The following is a 17,128-nucleotide window of genomic DNA, read 5'->3' on the forward strand; positions in this document are numbered from 1 at the left end:
GGGGCCGGACCGCACCGGGGTGAGGGTGCGGCCCTGGGCCTGGGGGCTGCGGTCTAGCGGTCGAGCCGTCCAGCGGTCGTACGGCCTTGAGGCATTGCGGTCTTGCGGTCTGTCGGTCTGTCGGTCTAGAAGAGGTGCCGACGCAGGACGGTGAGCAGTTGCTCGAAGGCGGCCTCGGCGTCGGCGGCCGGGAAGCGCTCGCTGTCCCAGGCCAGGCGGACCAGCAGCTCGTCGCCGTGCGCGGCGGCGACGGCGAGCGGCGCCGCGAGCGGCCGCCCGGCGATGTGGACCTCCCGGCCGGGGACGCCGTCGAGCTCCAGCGGCGGGCGGCGGCGCAGGTCTTCCATGGTGAGCATCGCGTCCAGCGCGCCCGACCACGGGGAGCCGGCGGAGCGGGCGGCGCGGACCACCTCGTCGAAGGGGGTGCCGGCGTGGTCGAGGTCGTCCCACCAGGCGTCGCAGAGCGTCTCCAGGTCGGCGGCGGGTTGCGTCGGCACGGCATGCACCAGGGTGTTGAGGAAGCAGCCGAGCGCGGCGGGCGCGCCGGGCGGGCGGCCGCCCCAGGGGTAGCCGAGGGCGAGCGGGCCGTCCGCGCGGTGCAGTCGCTGGGCGGCGGCGCCGACGGCGTCCAGCAGGGCGGGGAAGACGGCGCTGCGAGCGGCGCCCTCGGCGGCGGGCAGCCGTTCGGTGAGCATGCCGGTGGCCGTGGCCGCGCCGCCGCCCGCCCCGGTCAGGCCGCCGAGCCGGCGCCCCCAGTGGGCCTGGGCGGCCGGGCCCGCGGCGGCCTCCTCGGCGACGAGCTGGAGTTCGACGGCTTCCCGGAAGTCGGCCAGGGCCCGCCGGTCGGGGCCGGGCGCGGGCGACTCGCCCCGCCGGTAGGCCTCGGCGAGCTCGCCGACGAGCGTCCCGAGGGACTGCTCGTCACAAGCCGCGTGGTCCAGCGCGAGGGCGAGCAACTCCTCGTCCCCGTCCGGGTCCTGGGCGACCAGCAGGCGCAGCGCGGGACCGTCGAGGGGCCAGTCCAGCAGGGCCGCGCGCAGTGCCGTCTCGGCGGCTCCGTGGCCGGCCACGGCGATCCGGGCGGCCTCGACGGAGGGCCCGCCGGCCCGCAGCACGGGCGTGCCTCGTACGGTCGTGAAGCCGCCGCACAGCGCGGGGTGGCGGACGGCGACCGCGGCGGCCGCGCGGCCCAGCCGGGCCAGGTCGACGGTGCCGCGGGGGTAGGCCAGGAACAGCGGGACGATGTCGGAGCGGGTCAGCGGATTGAGTCGGCGGGTGATCAGGAACCGCCGCTGGGCGCCGGTCAGCGGGAGCAGCTCCACCGGGGAGTCGGCGGCGGCGGAGCGGTACCGGGCGAGGTAGGCGGCGGTGATGCTGGCGTGCACGGAACGGTCTCCGGTTTCCGGGTTCGGCTCAGGTGTTCGGGTACTCGGATGTTCGGGTGCTCGGGTGCTCGGGTCAGAGGTTCAAAGGGTCATGGGGTCATGGGGTCAGGGAGTGGTCGGGCTCGCGGCGGGCTGCTCGGCGGCCGGGGTGTCGTCCGGGGTCCGTGTCTCGGGCAGGTCGCGCATCCGCCGGAGCGGCGAGAGCAGCAGCGGCACGGGCACCAGCAGGAAGCCCGCCGCGCAGAGCCACAGGGCGGTGCGCGGCCCGGACCAGTCGGCGACGAGTCCGCCGCCGAGGGCGCCGAGCGGCATGGTGCCCCAGACCAGGAAGCGCATGGTGGCGTTCATCCGGCCGAGCAGCTCGGGCGGGCAGACGCTCTGCCGGAAGCTGACCTGCGCGACGTTGTAGGCCACCGCACCGAACAGCACCACGCCCGAGGCCAGGCCGAACAACCACACCCCCGCGCCGCCCCGGGACAACGGCCACAGCAGCGCGAACGGCGCGCTCACCAGGGTGGACAGCCAGATCAGCCGGGCCTGCCCGACCCAGCGGGCGAGCCGCCCCGCGCACAGCGCGCCGGCCAGCCCGCCGACGGCGGAGATCGACAGCAGCGCGCCGATGGCGCCGGGCGGCAGGTCGAGCACCCGTACCCAGAAGACCGTCTGCACGGCCATCAGTACGGCGGCGAACAGGTTGGCGGTGGCGGTGGCGGTGGCGATCGCCCGCAGCAGCGGATGTCCGAGGACGAAGCGCACGCCCTCGGCGACCTCGGCGCGCAGCGAGCGCCCGGGCTCGGGCTCCGGCCGCGCCTCCTCGACCCGGATCCGGGCGAGCAGCAGGGCGGAGGCGAGGTAGCCACAGGCGTCCGCCACGATGGCGAGCGGCGCGCCGAGCAGCTGGACCAGCCCTCCGCCCAGGCCCGGCCCGGCGATCTGCGCCGAGGACCGTACGGTCTCCAACGCCCCGTTGCCGGCGACCAGTTGCTCGCGGGGCAGGACGACGGGCAGGAAGGACTGGTGGGCCACGTCGAAGAAGACCGTGGCCACGCCGGTGACCAGCGCCACCAGGTAGAGCTGGGGCATGGTCAGCACGCCGAGGGCCGCCGCCGGCGGGATCGAGCCGACGGCGATGCAGCGCACCACGTCGGCGCGGATCAGCACCGGGAGCTTACGCATCCGGTCCAGCCAGGCGCCGGCCGGCAGGCCGACCAGCAGGAACGCCGCGGTCTCGGCGGCGGTCAGCAGGCCCACCTCGAACGGTGTGGCATCGAGCACCACCACCGCCACCAACGGCAGGGCGACCAGGGTGACCTGACTGCCCGTCTGGGCCACCGCGGCTCCGGTCAACAGCAGCCGGAAGTCGCGGTGACCGAGCAGACGGGCTTGGCGTGGGCGAAGCGTCTCGTTCATTGGTGCGACTCTCGGTCACCCCTTCGATACGCGGCAACCGCCGGAACCGTTTCCGGACGAACCACGGGTCGGCCGGATCCCGCCACTGCCGCGACCTGTCCTTGCACCTCCCCTACGGCCCCTTATGCCCCGGAGCCGATCCGCCGCGACGCCGCACCCGCCCGTCGGCCAAGGCAGCGCGGCCCGACGAGGGACCCACGCCGCCGGCGAGCCCAGCGGTCCAGATCACCATCCGATATCCGGACACCACCTTTCCGGCCACCGGAGCACCTCGGTCAACTTGGCCGGATTCCACGGAGCGATCACCGTCCGCAACCTCTCCGTGATATCGGCGTGACCGGGCCGGACCGTGGACCACAGGGCCGGCCGACCGCTCCACCCGTGCTCCGGCCGGCGCTCCACCCAGCGCTCTAGCCGGCTCCGCGGCGGGTCACCGCGAGCACCGCCATGTCGTCGTCGCGCGGCCCGCCGGTCCACCGCGTCACGTCTGCCACCAGCGCGTCCAGCGCCTCCCGGGAGCCCGCGAACGGGCCGAGCGGGGCCAGCCCGAGCACCGGGTCGTAGAACTCCCCGGCCGCGTTCCGCGCCTCGGTCACCCCGTCGGTCACCAGCAGCAGCGTGCACCCCGGCGGGAACGGCCGGGTCTCCGGCTCCGGCCGTCCCACCCCCAGCGCGCCCATCCCGAGCGGCAGCCCCGGGTCGGTCGCGTCCCACCGACGCACCGGGGGATCACCGCCCAGCAGGTACGGCCCGGGGTGGCCGCAGTCCAGCGTGCGCGCGGCCCCCTCCCCCGGCGGGAACTCCACCAGCAGCGCCGTGATGAACCCCTCCAGCTGCACCTCCTCGCTCATCCGGGCGCTCTCCCAGGTCAACGAGCGCTCCAGCTCGTCCGCGAGAGCGGCGAGGTCCGGCGCACGGTGCGAGTCCTCCCGGAACGCGCCCAGCAGGATCGACACCGCCCCCACCGCCTGCAGCCCCTTGCCCCGCACATCGGCGATCAGCACCCGCACCCCGTACGGAGTGGCCTGCAGCGCGTACGCGTCCCCGCCGATCAGCGCCTCGTCCTGGGCGGCCCGGTAACAGGCCGCGACCTCCAGCTCCCCCACCCGCCCCGGCGGCTCCGGCAGCACTGCCCGCTGCGCCGCCTCCGCCACCGACCGCACCCGCGCCAGCCTCCGCCCGTGCCGCGCCACCACCCGGTTCACCCCGACCCCGAGCAGCGCCGCGAACACCGTGTTCGCCAGTTCCAGGTACCCCGCCCTGGTCCCGAGCGACCCGTCCTGCGAGGACAGCACCAGGATCCCGGCCACGGTCGCCACCCCGACGGCCACCGTGTCCCGCAGTGTCAGCAGCGCACCGGCCAGCACGGCGGCCGCCGCCAGCATCGGATCGCCCCAGTAGTTGGTCGTATCCAGCGAGTTCCACACCAGCCCGCCGACGATCAGCAACCACGGCGCGACCCGCACGTACGGCGGCCACTGCACGGACCTCTGGGCCATCTGCGACCTGGCTTCCGTCTCGCCCTGCACTCGGAAGGGGTGCGTTCCGATCGTAGGCACGGGGGCGCCGGAGCGCAGGTCCGGCGGCGGGAGGAGCTGACGGATCTCGCGCGACGGGCCGCCACCGGCAACCGACACCCCTTACCCACCCCACCTACCCACCCCACGCGAACAGCGCCGCCCCCTCCCCCGTCAGCAGCCCGCGCGGCACCCGCCGCCCGTACGCCACCAGCAGCAGGTGCTCCGCCCGGCCCTCCACCACCGACCGCCCCTGCCCGTAGGACCACTCCAGATCCGTCGCCCGCATCCGCACTCCGTCCAGCCGGGCCCCGAAGAAGCGCACGCTACGCGCCGAGACAGCGCCCAGCAGCGCGGCGGCGCGGGGCAGCGGGAGTCGCGGCGCCAGCCCGAGGGCCACGGTGATGTCGAGGCCGTGGACCGCGTCGTGGGCGAGGGCCGCGATCCGGCCGCCGACCGGGGGCCGCCAGGGGTGGTCGGCGTGGTCGGCCATGGCGGCGGACAGCTCACGGTCGGTGAGGAGGGCGGCGTCGCGGCGGGCGACGCGGTCGGCCATCCGGTGGATGCTGCCGCCGGAGCGGGCGAGCTCCCAGACCGTCCGGGCCGTCGAGTGCCGGAATCCGGTGCTCTGGTGGGCGGCCACCTCACGCACCCGCCAGCCCTCGCACAGTGACGGCGATTCCCACTGCTCCGCAGTGAAGCCGGCGAACACCTCGGCGAGTTCCCGACGCTCCGCCGCGATCTGCTCGCGGATCCACTCCACACCCTGTTCCTGCCGCACGCTCTCCATGCCCCCAGCCTGCGGCCGGAACCGTCCGCACGTCCAAGACCGGGCAGTTCTGCCACCTATGATCAACAGTTATGGAACTCCGGCAGCTCCAGTACTTCGTCACCGTCGCCCAGCACGGCAGCTTCACCCGGGCGGCCGAGCTGCTGCACCTGAGCCAGCCCGGAGTGAGCGCCCAGATCCGGCAGCTGGAACGGGAGTTGGGGCACCCGTTGCTCGATCGATCGAGCCGCACCGTCCGACTGACCCGGGTCGGCGAGGCGGTGCTGCCGCACGCCCAGGCCGCCCTCGCCGCCGCGGCGGCGGCCCGGCAGACCGCGCAGGAGTTCGGCGGGCTACGGCGCGGGCACGTCCGGCTCGGCATGGTCGCCGGGGCGGCGCTCACCCCGCCGCCCGCCCTGGGCACCTTCCCCGGGCTCGCCACCACGCTCGCCGCCTTCCGTCAGGAGCATCCCGGCATCGACTTCTCGCTCGCCGAGGACACCACCGCACGGATGCTGGCCGCCCTGCGCGAAGGACGGCTGGACCTCGCCGTGATCGGCCTGCCCACCGCCGAAGGGGGGCGCGAGGGCGACGACGGCTGGACCGCGCTCGCCGGACTCGCCCTGCACACCGTCCTGGAGGTCCCGCTGGTCGCGGTCTGCCCCGAGGACCATCCGCTGACGGCCGCCCCCGACGGCCTGCTGCCCGTCGCCGCGCTCGCCGGGCACACTCTGGTGGGCACGCCACGCGGCACCGGTCTGCGGACGGCCCTGGAGCGCGCCCTCGCCGAGGCGGGCGTGAGCGCGACCGTAGCCGTGGAGGCCGCCGCCCCACCCCAGTTGGCCGAACTCGCCGTGCACGGCCTGGGCGTGGCGGTGCTGCCGGACCCGGGGCCCGCCCCCGGCCTGCGGATCCGACGACTGACCGACCCCGTCCCGCGCGTACGGATCACCCTGGCCTGGCCCGCCGGGCGGCGGCCGGCACCGCCGACCGTCGCCCTGCTGGACCACCTGCGCACCACCTACCCGGGGCCCTGACCGGAGCGCCGGCCACGACGCGGGCCCCTGACCGGCGCCTACGCGGCGGCCGCCGCGCCGTCGCCGATGTGCAGCACCGCGGCCGCCCCTTCGAAGGCGGCCCGGTCGAAGAAGTAGCCCTGCTGCGGGGCCGTGTCCGTCCGGGCGCGGGCTTCACCGGGCGTCGGCGTCGCCACCAACTCCCAGTCGGTGTCCGGCCGCTGCAGCAGGGCCTCGTACGTCCCCGGCGCCGGCTCGCCGAGCCCCAGCGCCTCGCTTCGCCCGAGGCTCCCGGCCACGAAGACGTACCGCTCACCCAGCAGCGGGCCGACGATCCGGCCCGCGCCGTTCCAGCGGCAGTCCAGCTCTCCCCCGGCCCAGGTGCTCGGGGCCTGCTGGAGGTGCAGGTTGTGGGAGAACACCAGGGTCGGACCGCGCTCGGCCTCCTCGGCCCGGATGTCCAGCAGGTTCTGCGCCATCAGCGCGTCCCGCAGCCCGAGCAGCCCGGACACCCGATCGCTCAGCCCGAGGCCCTGGACCGCCGCCTGCGCGTGGTAGCGCAGCAGTCCGAGCCCGGCCCGCAGGTGCATCCCGGCCCGGAGCCACTCGGCGCGCGAGCTGGATGCGATCAACTCGGGTGCCCGGAGATACAGTTGGGTCATCAGATCGTCGGCGATGCGGCGCAGCATCGCGGCCTCGGGCGTGGCGCCGGGCGAGCTCGCCGCGTCCAGCACCGCCTGCTCGCTGCTCCAGCGTTCGTCCCCGCCCGTCAACGCGGCGATGTCGACTTCGAGTTGGAGGTAGTCCCGGGCGTGTTCGAGGTAGCCGCGCGGGCTGGGGGCCATGGTGTTCTCGGTCGGAGTGTCGAAGCCGTGGAAGGCCAGCCGCTCCCCGGTTCCCCGATCGCGGTTGAACTCGCGCATCCAGGCGATGAGTCGGCGGTTGCCGGGCTGGGCGCCGAAGCCGTGGGTGAAGCCTTCGGCCAGCACCGTGTCGAGGGTGCCCGCGCCGCCCTGGACGTAGTCGTCCACGGCGAGCGCGGCCACCCGGTCCGTCTCCAGGGCGATCGAACGGTAGCCCCGCTCGACCAGTTGGGCGAAGAGTTGGTTGCGGACCCGGCCGAAGGCCGGTTCCTGGTGCGTCGGCTCGCCGAGCGCCAGGAGTTCGCAGGAGGGGGTGAGGAAGTCTCGGATGTCCTGACTCATGGACCTCAAGCGTATCCTTGAAAGCTCGGTTGAGACTTTCAGTAGCAGGGCCGCTCAACCACCGGGACAAGTCTCAAAGGGAGTCCAACGCCATGCGCCCCGCCGACCTCGCGCGCGAGCACGGCCTCTCGACCCAGGCCGTACGCAACTACGAGCGCGACAGCTTCCTCCCGCCCGCCGACCGCACCCCCAGCGGCTACCGGATCTACACCGAGCGGCACGCCGCCGCCCTGCGTACCTACCTCGCCCTGGTCTCCGGGTACGGTCACGCCACCGGCGGCCGGATCATGACCGCCGTCCACGCCGACCGCCTCGACCAGGCGCTGGCCGCCATCGACCGTGGCCACGCCCAGCTGCTGCGCGACCGGGAGACCCTCGCCGCCGTCCGCGAGGCCGTCGACCACCTCACGGCCGGACCGGCCACCCCCACCGAACCCGCAGAACCCGCCGAGCGCCTCCTCCGTCTCCCCGGCCCGCTCGGCATCGGCGACCTCGCCCACCGCCTCGGCCTCACCCCCGCCACCCTGCGCACCTGGGAGGCCGCCGGCATCCTCACCCCGCCGCGCGACCGCGCCACCGACCACCGCCGCTACCACCCCGACGACGTCCGCGACGCCGAACTCGCCCACCTGCTACGCCGCGGCGGCTACCCCCTGACCCATATCGCCACCGTGGTCCGACAGATCCGCACGGCGGGCGGTACGGACACCCTGGCCGAGGCCCTCGACGCCTGGCACCACCGCCTCACCACCCGCGGCCGCTCGATGCTCACCGCGGCCACCCGGCTCGACGCCTACCTCGCCCTCGGGAGCGGTGCGCCCCGGTCTTGAGGTGTCGGGCATGCGCGGCCGACACCTTGGGGCGGCGGGGTCAACTCCCCGCCGTGACCCGCAGGTTGGCGAGCAGGTCGGTACCGTCGGCGCTCACGGCGAGCACCCGGCCGGTTCGGTGCCAGCAGGTGATCGCACCGGCGTGCGCCCGCAGGCCCACCGGGGTGGCCACCGCACCCGGCACGACGGCGGTGAAGGCGGCGCCCGTCGCCGCTCCGACGGTGACGCGCAGGCCGTCCTCGGACGAGGACGCGAACAGCCAGTGGGCACCGTCCCCGGCGAGGACGACCCGGCCGGGGACGGTCTGTTCGGACTTGCCGCTGCCGCTCCAGCGGAGCACGCTCCGCCCGGGGGTGCCGCCCGGTGCGGCTGCGAGCACGCGTCCGTCGGTGAGTGCCACGGCGCCGACGGCGTCGGTCGGGTCGACCTCCGTACGGGCGCGCAGCTCCCAGCCCGGCTGGTCCCAGCGCCACAGTTCGGTCAGTTCGTCCGTGCGGTAGCCGATCCGGGTGCGGACGAGGGCCGCGCAGCTGTCGGGGGTGCGGGCGATCCGTCCCAAGAGCCGTTGGTCGTCGCCGAGTTCGCGGTGGACGACGGTCGGGCGGGCGGTGAGCGTGTCGAGCACGGCGATGCCGTCCTGGTCGACGGTGAGCAGGTGGCGGCCGTCGTAGGAGGATACCAGCTGGCGCACCCGCAGGGTTGTCCAGCGCTCGACCTTGCGGGTGGCGAGGTCGAGCCGGAACAGCTCGCGGACCTCCCCGTAGCGGGCTGCCAGCAGCACGGTGCCGCCGTGGTCGGCGAGGACCAGCTGGTCGGCGGGCACGTCCCAGCGGGCGCGGGTGCGACCGTCCGGGCCGAGCAGCCGGACGCCGGCCTGGCCGCAGGCCACCAGCACCGCGCCGGAGTCCAGGTAGGCGGCGTCCAGGACGGGCAGGGTGCCGACCCGGTCGGCGGCGGTGACCAGGAGCGGGCCGCCACCGGGTCGGGCGGGTCGCGGCTGCGCCAGGTCGGCGGCGACCAGCGGGTCGGCGCGCTTCAGCAGCCGGGCGTGGACAGAGCCCGCGCCGCGCGCCTCGCGGTGCCCGGCGAGCCCGTCGGTACGGACGAACGAGCGCACGGCGGCGGTGGCGAGTTCGCGGTCCAGAACCGGGTCGGCGCACCGCAGCTCGGCGAGCGCGGTGAGGGCGGCGGCCCGCTCGGAGCCCGGTCCGTCAGCGGTCAGCAGCGCCCGCGCGGGTTCCGCGGCGTCCTCGCCGAGTGCCAGCAGGTGGACCAGGGCGCGTCCGCGCGCCGCCCCGCCCAGCTCCAGCGCCTCCCGCAGGTCACCGACCAGACCCGGGCGCAGCGTCTCGTCCGGCCAGGCGGCCTCGACCGCGCCGAGCCGGTCGCCCGCCCGGCGGCGGTGCTCCGCCCAGGCGGCGCGCAGTTCGCGGGCGGCCGCCGGGTCGGTCGCGGTGAGGCGCTCGACGGCGGCGGCGAAGGCGCCGCGCCGCTGGGCGATCCGCACCGCCCGCTCGCGCTGCCCGGCCCGCCACCAGAGCCGGACCACGAGTTCCGCGGCAAGCCCGCGGCCCTCGGCGAGTTCGGCTGCCTGCGCGGTGCGGCCTTGCCGGTCCAGCAGGGCCACGGCCTCGGCGGGCGCGGCCAGCAGGTCGGCGAGGACGTAGGCGGCCTCGTCGATCCGGCCGTCCCGCTCCAGCGCCTCGGCGGCCTCCCGGTAGAGGTCGGTGAGGAGCTGGTGGACGGTCGGCCCGCTGACCGGCGAGGACAGCAGAGTCCCGCCGGGCTGCTGCGGGCTGGGCCGCAGCTCACCCGCGTACCTGTCGGGCAGGCGCAGCGTCAGCAGGCGCTGCCGGGAACCGCCGCCCTCGGACAACGGGAGGGCATCGCGCAGGGCGTCCTCCCAGTGGCGCCGCCGGAAGGAGCGGATGAGCTGCTCCAGGTAGCGGACGTGCCGGTCCTGGAACAGCGCACGGGCGGGGCTGTGCAGGGCGAGCTCGGCCAGCCACTGCCCGCGCGGACGCCGGGGCGGGCGCGGCCGGGCCGGGGCAGGTCCCGGGCCGTGACCTGCCGCCGCGTGTGCTTCCCGGGCTGCACGGGCGGCCTTCGCCTGCCTTTCCCGGGCGGCGCGGACCGCCTTCGCCTGCGCGTCCTGGGCGGCGCGGGCGCGCCCGGCGACAGTGGGGATCCTCGCAAGCACGGACAGCGCGACCCCGCAGGCCCCGAGGAACGTCAGCAGGAGCAGACCGGCGGAGAAGCCTCTGGCGACGAGGCCGCCGAGGCCGCCGAGGCCGAGCAGGAGAGCGGGGAGGAACAGGGACCACCACTCGCTCCGCCCGGGGGGCCGCCCGGTGAGTCGCCCAGCCGTCGCGCCCGCGGGCCGGGCACGACGGGCCTCGGCGCGGCCGGTCCGGGCCGTCCGGGCGTACGGGGCGACGGACAGGCCGACGAGCAGGCCGATGCCCACCGGGAAGACGAGCGGGACGTCGGTGAACCTGTCGTAGCCGCCCAGCGCGAGGCACAGCAGGAGGCCCACGAAGACGCCGGCGACGAGCAGGTGCCGGTACGGGCGCGGTCCCGTCGCCTTCGCCTTCGCCCTACGGTGGCGCTCGCTCAGCAGCCGGCCGGCCCGTTGGCTGGGCTCGGGGATGCCGGCCGCAGCCCGTAGGTCCAGGGCGGGCGGGCGTGGGAGATCCGTCTCAACCGGCTCCGCCACGGCGGGAGTTCCGACCGGTGCGAGCCGGTGCAGAGTGAGGCCGCTCAGGTCCAGCCAGTTCGACGGATCCAGGGCGGCGAGCTCGGCGATGACATGACGATACGTCATGCCACCGACGGTGAGCGCGAGTTCTCCTGCTGCGGCGCCCTCCGAGGCCCCGGCTGCCACCAGCGCCCCGCCGACGGCCCGCAGCGGCTCGCCGGGCGAGCGGTCGGCGCGGCTCCGGACCGGCTCCGTTAGGGCCAACAGCCAGCGGCCGTCCGGCAGTTCGGCCAGCCGGGCACCGTCCTGCCAGTACCGGAGGACGCGCTCGGCCGCCTCGGCGGCGCCGATCACCGGCACGTCGAGCACGAACCCGGCCGCGTCGACGGGGGACGTCACGGGGGAACTCATCAGTCGGCGCTCCTGATCACGGCGTGCGACCGCCCGCTGACCGCGTCCGCGACCACCACCCGGCCCGGGCGCGGTTCAGCGGCGATCAACGGCAGTCGGGGGTGGACGGCGGGGGCGGTCGAGCCGCCGGACAGGGCGGAGAGCGTCCGGACACCGGCGGCGCGGACGGCGCGCACCAGCCCCGCGGCGGTGGTACGGGTGATCAGTACGGGTTCGGCGCCGTCCGCGACCAACCCGATCACCTCGGCCGCACCGTCCCCGAGGACGATCCGCCGACTCCCGCCCGGACCGTGCACCTCCCACTCCCGCCCGTCGGCGGACCAGCCGACGAAGCCCGCGCCGTGCACCAGGTGCTCGGCATCGGCCGCCCCGTTCGGCACCGGCGCGGCCGACAGCCTGGGCTCGCGCGCGTGGCAGAACGGTCGTCCGCCCGCAGTGGAGACCACCGGCCCGTCGCCGGCCACCCGTCCGCCGGGCGAGATCCGCCGCCACTGGCCGGCCAGCGGCAGCAGCAGGTCCTCGCCCTCGCGCAGCAGCGGCAGCACGGGCTGCGCCATCAGCTCGGCGAACTCGGCGGAGCCGACCCGGGGCAGGTCGAGTTCGGCCGCCCTCACCTTGTAGCGGGCGGGGTCGCCCAGTCCGCGGCCGCTCACGTGCAGCATCAGCCGCTCGTACTGGGCGTACAGCACCAGCAGCCGCCTGCCCTGGCGTCCGGCCGCGATCGCCGGTCCGGGCAGCTCGTGGCGACGCGGCCGTGCGGCGCTGTCGACGGCTCCTCCGCCTGCCAGTCCCAGGGCGATCAGGACGCCAGCCTCCCGGCCCCGGGCGAGCAGGGTGCCGGCACAGACGGTGAAGGCGGGCAGCGCTCCCCCGATGCCGGGCAGTGGCGCGCGCAGGTCCGCCGAGTTGCCGAACTCGGCGCCGCGCAGGGCCCGTACGGCGATCCGCACGGGAGGCAGCGGGAGTTCCACGGCCGGTCCACCGTTCACCCGGACCCTGACCTGCCCGGCCCCGTCCGCGCTCCAGTCGGCCTCCGCACTGGTCACCGTCCGCTGCCGGGCGGGCAGTTGAGCGGCCAGGCGGGGCGAGGTGAGCAGCCAGGTCTGTGCGGCGGCGTCCAGCGCCCGCTCCGCGTCGTGCACGTCCTCCGGGGTCGGGTCGCCGTGCCGCCGGGCCTTGAGCCAGCGCGGCAGCAGCTCGGCGAGGTCACCGCCGATCAGCTGCCCGGGCGGGTTCCCGAGCACGCCGACCAGCAGCTCACTGCCGCGGGCGGCCGCTCGCCGGTGCAGCACCAGCAGCGCGGCCAGCTGGACCAGTCGGGCGGCTCCCGCCTGCCCGGGGCCGGAGTCCACCAGCGCGACGACCCGGCCGCGGCTGACAGGACTGCTCAACTCGGGCGCCAGGTGCAGCAGTTCGTTCTCCGTCCAGCGACGCAGGAATTCCTCGGGGAACTCCTCGGCCAGCAGCCACTCGGACGGCAGCAGTTGCTCCGGCCGCCCACTGCGGGCGAGCCCGCCGTACCCGTCGGGCTCCCCCTCGACCCCGGCGACGGACTCACGCTCGCCGATCAGCGCGTCCAGACGGCGCAGCAACGGACCGAGGACGGTGGCGAGTTCGGGCGTGAGCGCGGAGAGCGTCGCGGCCCACGGCGCGAGCGCGACGGTCATGCCGGGCCTCCGTCGCCATCGGTCCCGCTGCCATCGGTCCCGCTGCCGGCTGTCTCGCTGTCCCCGCCGCCGCTGTTCGCCGACACCGGGTCCAGACCCGCCAGGTCGCAACCCGGAGCCGGAGGATCGGTGACCAGCGCATGGCCGGGGACCAGCACGCACAGCTGCGTCTCCGTCGCCCCGAGGGCCGCCCGCCAGAGCGAGGCCGACGGCTGCGGGCGGGCCGTGGTCGGCACCAGCACTCCGCTGTCCGGGCCGAGGTAGCGGGCGCCGTCGGCCCACGGCAGGTCCGCCGCCTCGCCGAGGACCAGCAGCGCGTTCTCGTCGGCCGCGACCGCGAGCCTGCCACCGGCCCGCATCCGGGACCGCGTCGCGGCCGCGAGGGCCGGAACCGCAGACCCGAGGGCGAGCACGGCCACCGCCTCCAGCGGGGGTTCGCGGCGCTCCCAGCGGAGCGGGACGCCGGTCACGAGGGTGCGACCACCGTGACCAGGCCCGCCCGGACGCCTGCCAGCGGCGCGGGCAGGTCCGCGGGGTCGAAGCCGGCGTCGATCTCCCGCAGCACGGCCTCCAGCCGCAGCCGGGAGTCCTGACCGTCCGGCAGCCCGCCGTGTTCGGCGAGCAGCGCGGCGCCCGTGCGCATGAGCCGTTCGGCGCGGGCGGCGGTGCTGCGGGAGAGCTCTTCGGAGGTGTGGGCCAGGCTGCGGTTGGCGGCCCGGTCGATCAGGTCGGCGAGGGTCTCGCGGGCCAGGGTCTGGCTGTCGGCGGTGGGGGCGATCAGCGGGAGCACCCACAGGTCACGGGCCGAGGCGCTGGTGCGGCCGTCAAGGACGGCGGCGGCCGCGACGAGGTTCTGGGAGCGGACGGCGCGTCGGTCGCTGACCGGTACGCCCGCCGCCCGCAGCCGGCGCAGCGCGGTGGCCAGCAGCGGGGTGACGGGGTCGAGGTCGCAGCCGCGGGCGGCGGCGGCCAGTCGGTCGATCGCGCCGAGCAGGTCGCGGGTCGCGGTGGGGGCGATGGGCGCGGCCGGGCGACGGCCGGACTCCAGGAGCTCCTCCAGACGGGCGTCCGGGACCGGTTCGACGAAGACCCGGGCGAGGAACCGGTCGGCGAAGGCGGCCAGCGCCGGGTCCTCGGGCAGGTGGTTGGCGGCGCCGACGCAGATCCGCAGCGGGCTGGCGAGGGTGGTGCGGCCTCGCCGGAAGACCCGCTCGTTCAGCAGGCCGAGCAGGGTGTTGAGAACGGCGGTCGAGCCGAGGAAGATCTCGTCCAGGAAGGCGATGTCGGCCTCGGGCAGCATTCCGGCGGTCTCGAACTCGACCCGCCCCTCCCGGAGTCGGCGCAGGTCGACGGGGCCGAAGAGTTCGTTGGGCTCGGTGAAGCGGCCGAGCAGGTACTCGAAGTAGCGGCCGCCGAGTTGCGCCGCGACCCGCCGTACCGCCTCCGACTTGGCCGTTCCGGGGGCGCCGATCACCAGCAGGTGCTCCCCGGCGACGGCGCACAGCGCCACCACCTCGGCCACGGTCTCGCGCCCGACCATGCCCCTTCCGGCGGCGGCCACGGCGGTGGCTATCAGCTCGGCGTCGGAGGGCGATCCGGCGGCGGGGCCGGGCAGCAGGGCGGCGGTGGTGGTCTCGGTCACGAGCATGGGAGTCTACGGCGGCCCGGGCAGCGCTGACCAGCGGGTTTCCGCTGGGTCCGGCCCGGACCACGGCCGCGTTCCCGGCCCCGCCGCCCGCGCAGACCTCGGGCGTCACCCTCCGGGTCGCCCGCTCGGCGTCCACTCCTGGAGCGGGCGGCGACGCACACATCGAATGACGATCAGTCAGCGTGCTTTCACGACAGCGGCTCCCATCCGGCCGAGCGAGCGGTCGGGGAGGACGGCGAGGAAGAGCAGGGTCGCACCGCCGAGCATGAACAGTGCGAGGTGGTGCAGCCCAACGGTGGTGGCGCCGTGCGGGAAGAAGACCGCGTTCGCCGCCGAGGCGGCCATCGCGCCGAGGTACATGAAGGTGCGCAGCAGCCCGGCCGCGGAGGCGATGGCGGCCGGGTCGGCCTGGTGGTACAGGGCGGTCTGGTTGCCGAGCCCGATCAGCCCCTGCGGGACTCCCGCCAGCAGGCCGACGACGATGAGCACGGCGACCGCGCTGGTCGAGCCCAGCAGCAACAGGGCGGCACTGGCGACCATTTGGAAGACCGATCCGACCAGCAGCTTGCCGCGTACGGCCGCACTTCGGCCGGTGACGACGGAGACCGCGAGGCCGGCGAGCGAGAGCGGCAGCAGGACCAGCCCGGCGGAGGCCGCGCCCAGACCGCGCCCCTCCTCCAGCCACTGGGTGTAACCGTAGAGGAAGGCGTAGGTGCCCGTGTTGCCGAGGACCTGGCGCAGGTAGGTGGCGATCAACGGACGGTTGCGGGCGAGCGCGCGCAGGTCGATGAAGGGGTCACTGGTCCGCGTCTCGCGCACGGCGAAGCCGACGGCGGCCAGGACAGTGAGCACCGGCAGGTACCAGAGCGCGGTGCCGGGCTTCATCACGAACAGCATCAGCGTCAGCAGGAGGACGGCGAACAGTGCGATACCAGCGTGGTCGAGCCGGTCCTCCCGGTTCCGGCGCGGCGGGGCGGCGGGCAGACGGGAGAGCCCGAGTGCCAGGCAGGTCAGCGACAGCGGGACGTTGACGGCGAAGACCGTCCGCCAGCCGCCCAGCCCGATCAGCAGGCCGCCGAGGGTCGGTCCGACCACGGCGACGGTCTGGCCGGCGACGGCGAGCGCGGTCAGCACGCCGGTCGGGCTGCTCTGCCCGGTCCGCTCGGCTTCGCTGCGGGTGAGGTGTATCGCGGCCGGGTACGCGGCGGAGGTGCCGAGGCCGAGCAGCACCCGGGCGACGACCAGCAGCCCGAGCGAGGGCGCCAGCGCGCCGAGCAGCCCGGCGAGGCCGACCAGAGCCGTTCCGGCCAGGTAGAGCCGGCGCGGTCCGTAGTCGTCCACCAGCCGCCCGATCACCGGCTGGCCGACAGCGGTGGCGAGGTAGAGCGCGGTGACCAGCCAGGCGGTCTCGGCGGGCGGCGCGCCGAAGGCGGTGCCGACGGGGACCAGGGCCACCGCGATCATCGAGGAGTTGATCGGGTTGAGCACCGAGCCGAGCACCATCGGGGCGAGCAGTCGGCGGTTGAACTCACCACCGGGGGTGGGCTGTTCAGCCGGGCGCCCGGACCGTTGACCGCCCGGCGACTGACGGCGGACGCGGAGTCGGGCCAGCAGGGTCGACGGGCCGCTCATCGCCGGTTCAGCCGATCGATCAACGGCAGGGCCGCCAGCACGGTGGCGCGCTCGGCCTCGGTGAACTCCTCCTGCAGGGCGCGGGCCAGCCACTCCTCACGCGCCCGGCGGCTGTCCGCGATCCACGCGAGCCCCGCCTCGGTCAGGCCGACCAGCTGGCGGCGGCCGTCCTCGGGGTCGGGTCGGCGCCCGACCAGGCCGTGCTCCTCCAACGCGGCCAGGGTGGCAGCCATGGACTGCGGGCGGACCCGCTCCGCGGCGGCCAGCACGCTGGCGGAGGCCGGGCCGTCGCCGATCAACCGACTGAGGACGGCGGTCTGGGAGGGGGTGAGATCGCTGGCGCCCTGGATCTTCTCCTGGAGGGTGCGGCGCAGGCGGCTGAAGACGGCGCGCAGCTCCCGGGCCGCAAGTGCCGCGGAGTCGGCGGAGTCAGCCGGGCCTGTGGAGCCGGCTAGGTCGGCGGGGGCTTCGAGGGCGGCTGGGGAGGTTCGCTTCTCGGTCACGGTTCCACGGTAATTTCATCAGTCTGGACTGTCCAGTCTGGCTGTACATTTTTTCGCCGGCGGTACTGACCTCGGCGCTCAAGGTGATGGCGGTGGGAGGTCGAGGGAGAGTCCGGCCCCGGTGAGGAAGCCGTCGAGGATGTCGGAGCGGTACTGCAATCGCTGAGGCGGTTGCGGACAACAGCCTCCAGCTGGTCAAGGGCGACATTGGCGAGGTTCGCCAGACTGCGTTTGACGTGGGCCCACAGGTACTCGACCGCGTTCAGCTCGGGTGCGTATGCGGGCAGGATGAACACCGTCAGCCAGTCCCGCGCGTCGATCAGGTCGCGCATGGCATGGGAGTGAGCTTCCCCCGCTGTGCGGGAGGTGTTGATTACCTGGTCAGGATGGGTGTGGGTGGTTCGATGGCCACCGGTTCGGCCGTCGCTTGGTTGGCG

At 75.3% G+C, this 17,128-nt stretch carries 14 protein-coding genes; 2 read left to right on the forward strand and 12 right to left on the reverse strand.

The features are described from left to right. Positions 1-125 precede the first annotated feature (125 nt). The 4 genes from ACIRYZ_RS40110 to ACIRYZ_RS40125 form a co-directional block, all read right to left on the reverse strand. Complete coding sequence (locus ACIRYZ_RS40110) at positions 126-1,385, reverse strand: non-ribosomal peptide synthetase (RefSeq protein WP_402953590.1); 1,260 nt, start codon at positions 1,383-1,385, stop codon at positions 126-128. 105 nt (positions 1,386-1,490) lie between these two features. Further along, positions 1,491-2,795, reverse strand: a complete 1,305-nt coding sequence (locus ACIRYZ_RS40115; protein WP_402953591.1) for an MFS transporter — start codon at positions 2,793-2,795, stop codon at positions 1,491-1,493. Between the two features lie 410 nt (positions 2,796-3,205). Further along, positions 3,206-4,294, reverse strand: coding sequence for a PP2C family protein-serine/threonine phosphatase (locus ACIRYZ_RS40120; protein WP_402953592.1), 1,089 nt, complete (start codon positions 4,292-4,294; stop codon positions 3,206-3,208). Between the two features lie 154 nt (positions 4,295-4,448). Beyond that, on the reverse strand, positions 4,449-5,102 hold the full coding sequence (locus tag ACIRYZ_RS40125; RefSeq protein WP_402953593.1) for a maleylpyruvate isomerase family mycothiol-dependent enzyme: 654 nt from the start codon (positions 5,100-5,102) through the stop codon (positions 4,449-4,451). Positions 5,103-5,173: 71 nt separating this feature from the next. Here ACIRYZ_RS40125 and ACIRYZ_RS40130 point away from each other — a divergent pair, with 71 nt between their 5' ends. Further along, a complete protein-coding gene (locus ACIRYZ_RS40130; protein ID WP_402953594.1) occupies positions 5,174-6,118 on the forward strand; it encodes a LysR family transcriptional regulator in 945 nt (314 codons plus the stop codon). A gap of 38 nt (positions 6,119-6,156) precedes the next feature. Here the strand turns inward: ACIRYZ_RS40130 and ACIRYZ_RS40135 are convergent, their stop codons facing one another. Continuing rightward, positions 6,157-7,302, reverse strand: coding sequence for an erythromycin esterase family protein (locus ACIRYZ_RS40135; RefSeq protein ID WP_402953596.1), 1,146 nt, complete (start codon positions 7,300-7,302; stop codon positions 6,157-6,159). A gap of 92 nt (positions 7,303-7,394) precedes the next feature. Between ACIRYZ_RS40135 and ACIRYZ_RS40140 the strand changes: the two genes are divergently transcribed. Next, positions 7,395-8,132: a TioE family transcriptional regulator gene (locus ACIRYZ_RS40140; RefSeq protein WP_402953597.1), complete on the forward strand. Its 738-nt coding sequence runs from the start codon at positions 7,395-7,397 to the stop codon at positions 8,130-8,132. Positions 8,133-8,172: 40 nt separating this feature from the next. Here the strand turns inward: ACIRYZ_RS40140 and ACIRYZ_RS40145 are convergent, their stop codons facing one another. The 7 genes from ACIRYZ_RS40145 to ACIRYZ_RS40175 form a co-directional block, all read right to left on the reverse strand. Further along, complete coding sequence (locus ACIRYZ_RS40145; protein ID WP_402953598.1) at positions 8,173-11,241, reverse strand: bpX6 domain-containing protein; 3,069 nt, start codon at positions 11,239-11,241, stop codon at positions 8,173-8,175. Next, positions 11,241-12,908 carry a hypothetical protein gene (locus ACIRYZ_RS40150; protein WP_402953599.1) on the reverse strand — a complete coding sequence of 556 codons (1,668 nt, stop codon included), beginning with the start codon at positions 12,906-12,908 and terminating at the stop codon, positions 11,241-11,243. Before ACIRYZ_RS40150 ends, ACIRYZ_RS40145 begins: the two co-directional genes overlap by 1 nt. Continuing rightward, positions 12,905-13,378 (reverse strand): hypothetical protein, encoded by a 474-nt coding sequence (locus ACIRYZ_RS40155; RefSeq protein ID WP_402953600.1) that lies wholly within the window; start codon positions 13,376-13,378, stop codon positions 12,905-12,907. Before ACIRYZ_RS40155 ends, ACIRYZ_RS40150 begins: the two co-directional genes overlap by 4 nt. Then, positions 13,375-14,550 carry an AAA family ATPase gene (locus ACIRYZ_RS40160; protein WP_402953601.1) on the reverse strand — a complete coding sequence of 392 codons (1,176 nt, stop codon included), beginning with the start codon at positions 14,548-14,550 and terminating at the stop codon, positions 13,375-13,377. Before ACIRYZ_RS40160 ends, ACIRYZ_RS40155 begins: the two co-directional genes overlap by 4 nt. A 183-nt stretch (positions 14,551-14,733) precedes the next feature. After that, positions 14,734-16,188, reverse strand: coding sequence for an MFS transporter (locus ACIRYZ_RS40165; protein ID WP_402953602.1), 1,455 nt, complete (start codon positions 16,186-16,188; stop codon positions 14,734-14,736). Then, a complete protein-coding gene (locus ACIRYZ_RS40170) occupies positions 16,185-16,583 on the reverse strand; it encodes a MarR family winged helix-turn-helix transcriptional regulator (protein WP_402953604.1) in 399 nt (132 codons plus the stop codon). Before ACIRYZ_RS40170 ends, ACIRYZ_RS40165 begins: the two co-directional genes overlap by 4 nt. A gap of 104 nt (positions 16,584-16,687) precedes the next feature. After that, positions 16,688-17,128, reverse strand: a 441-nt coding sequence (locus ACIRYZ_RS40175; protein ID WP_402953603.1) for a transposase, incomplete at its 5' end; no start/stop codon positions are given.

Source organism: Kitasatospora sp. NPDC101155 (assembly GCF_044768305.1).
Lineage (GTDB): Bacteria > Actinomycetota > Actinomycetes > Streptomycetales > Streptomycetaceae > Kitasatospora.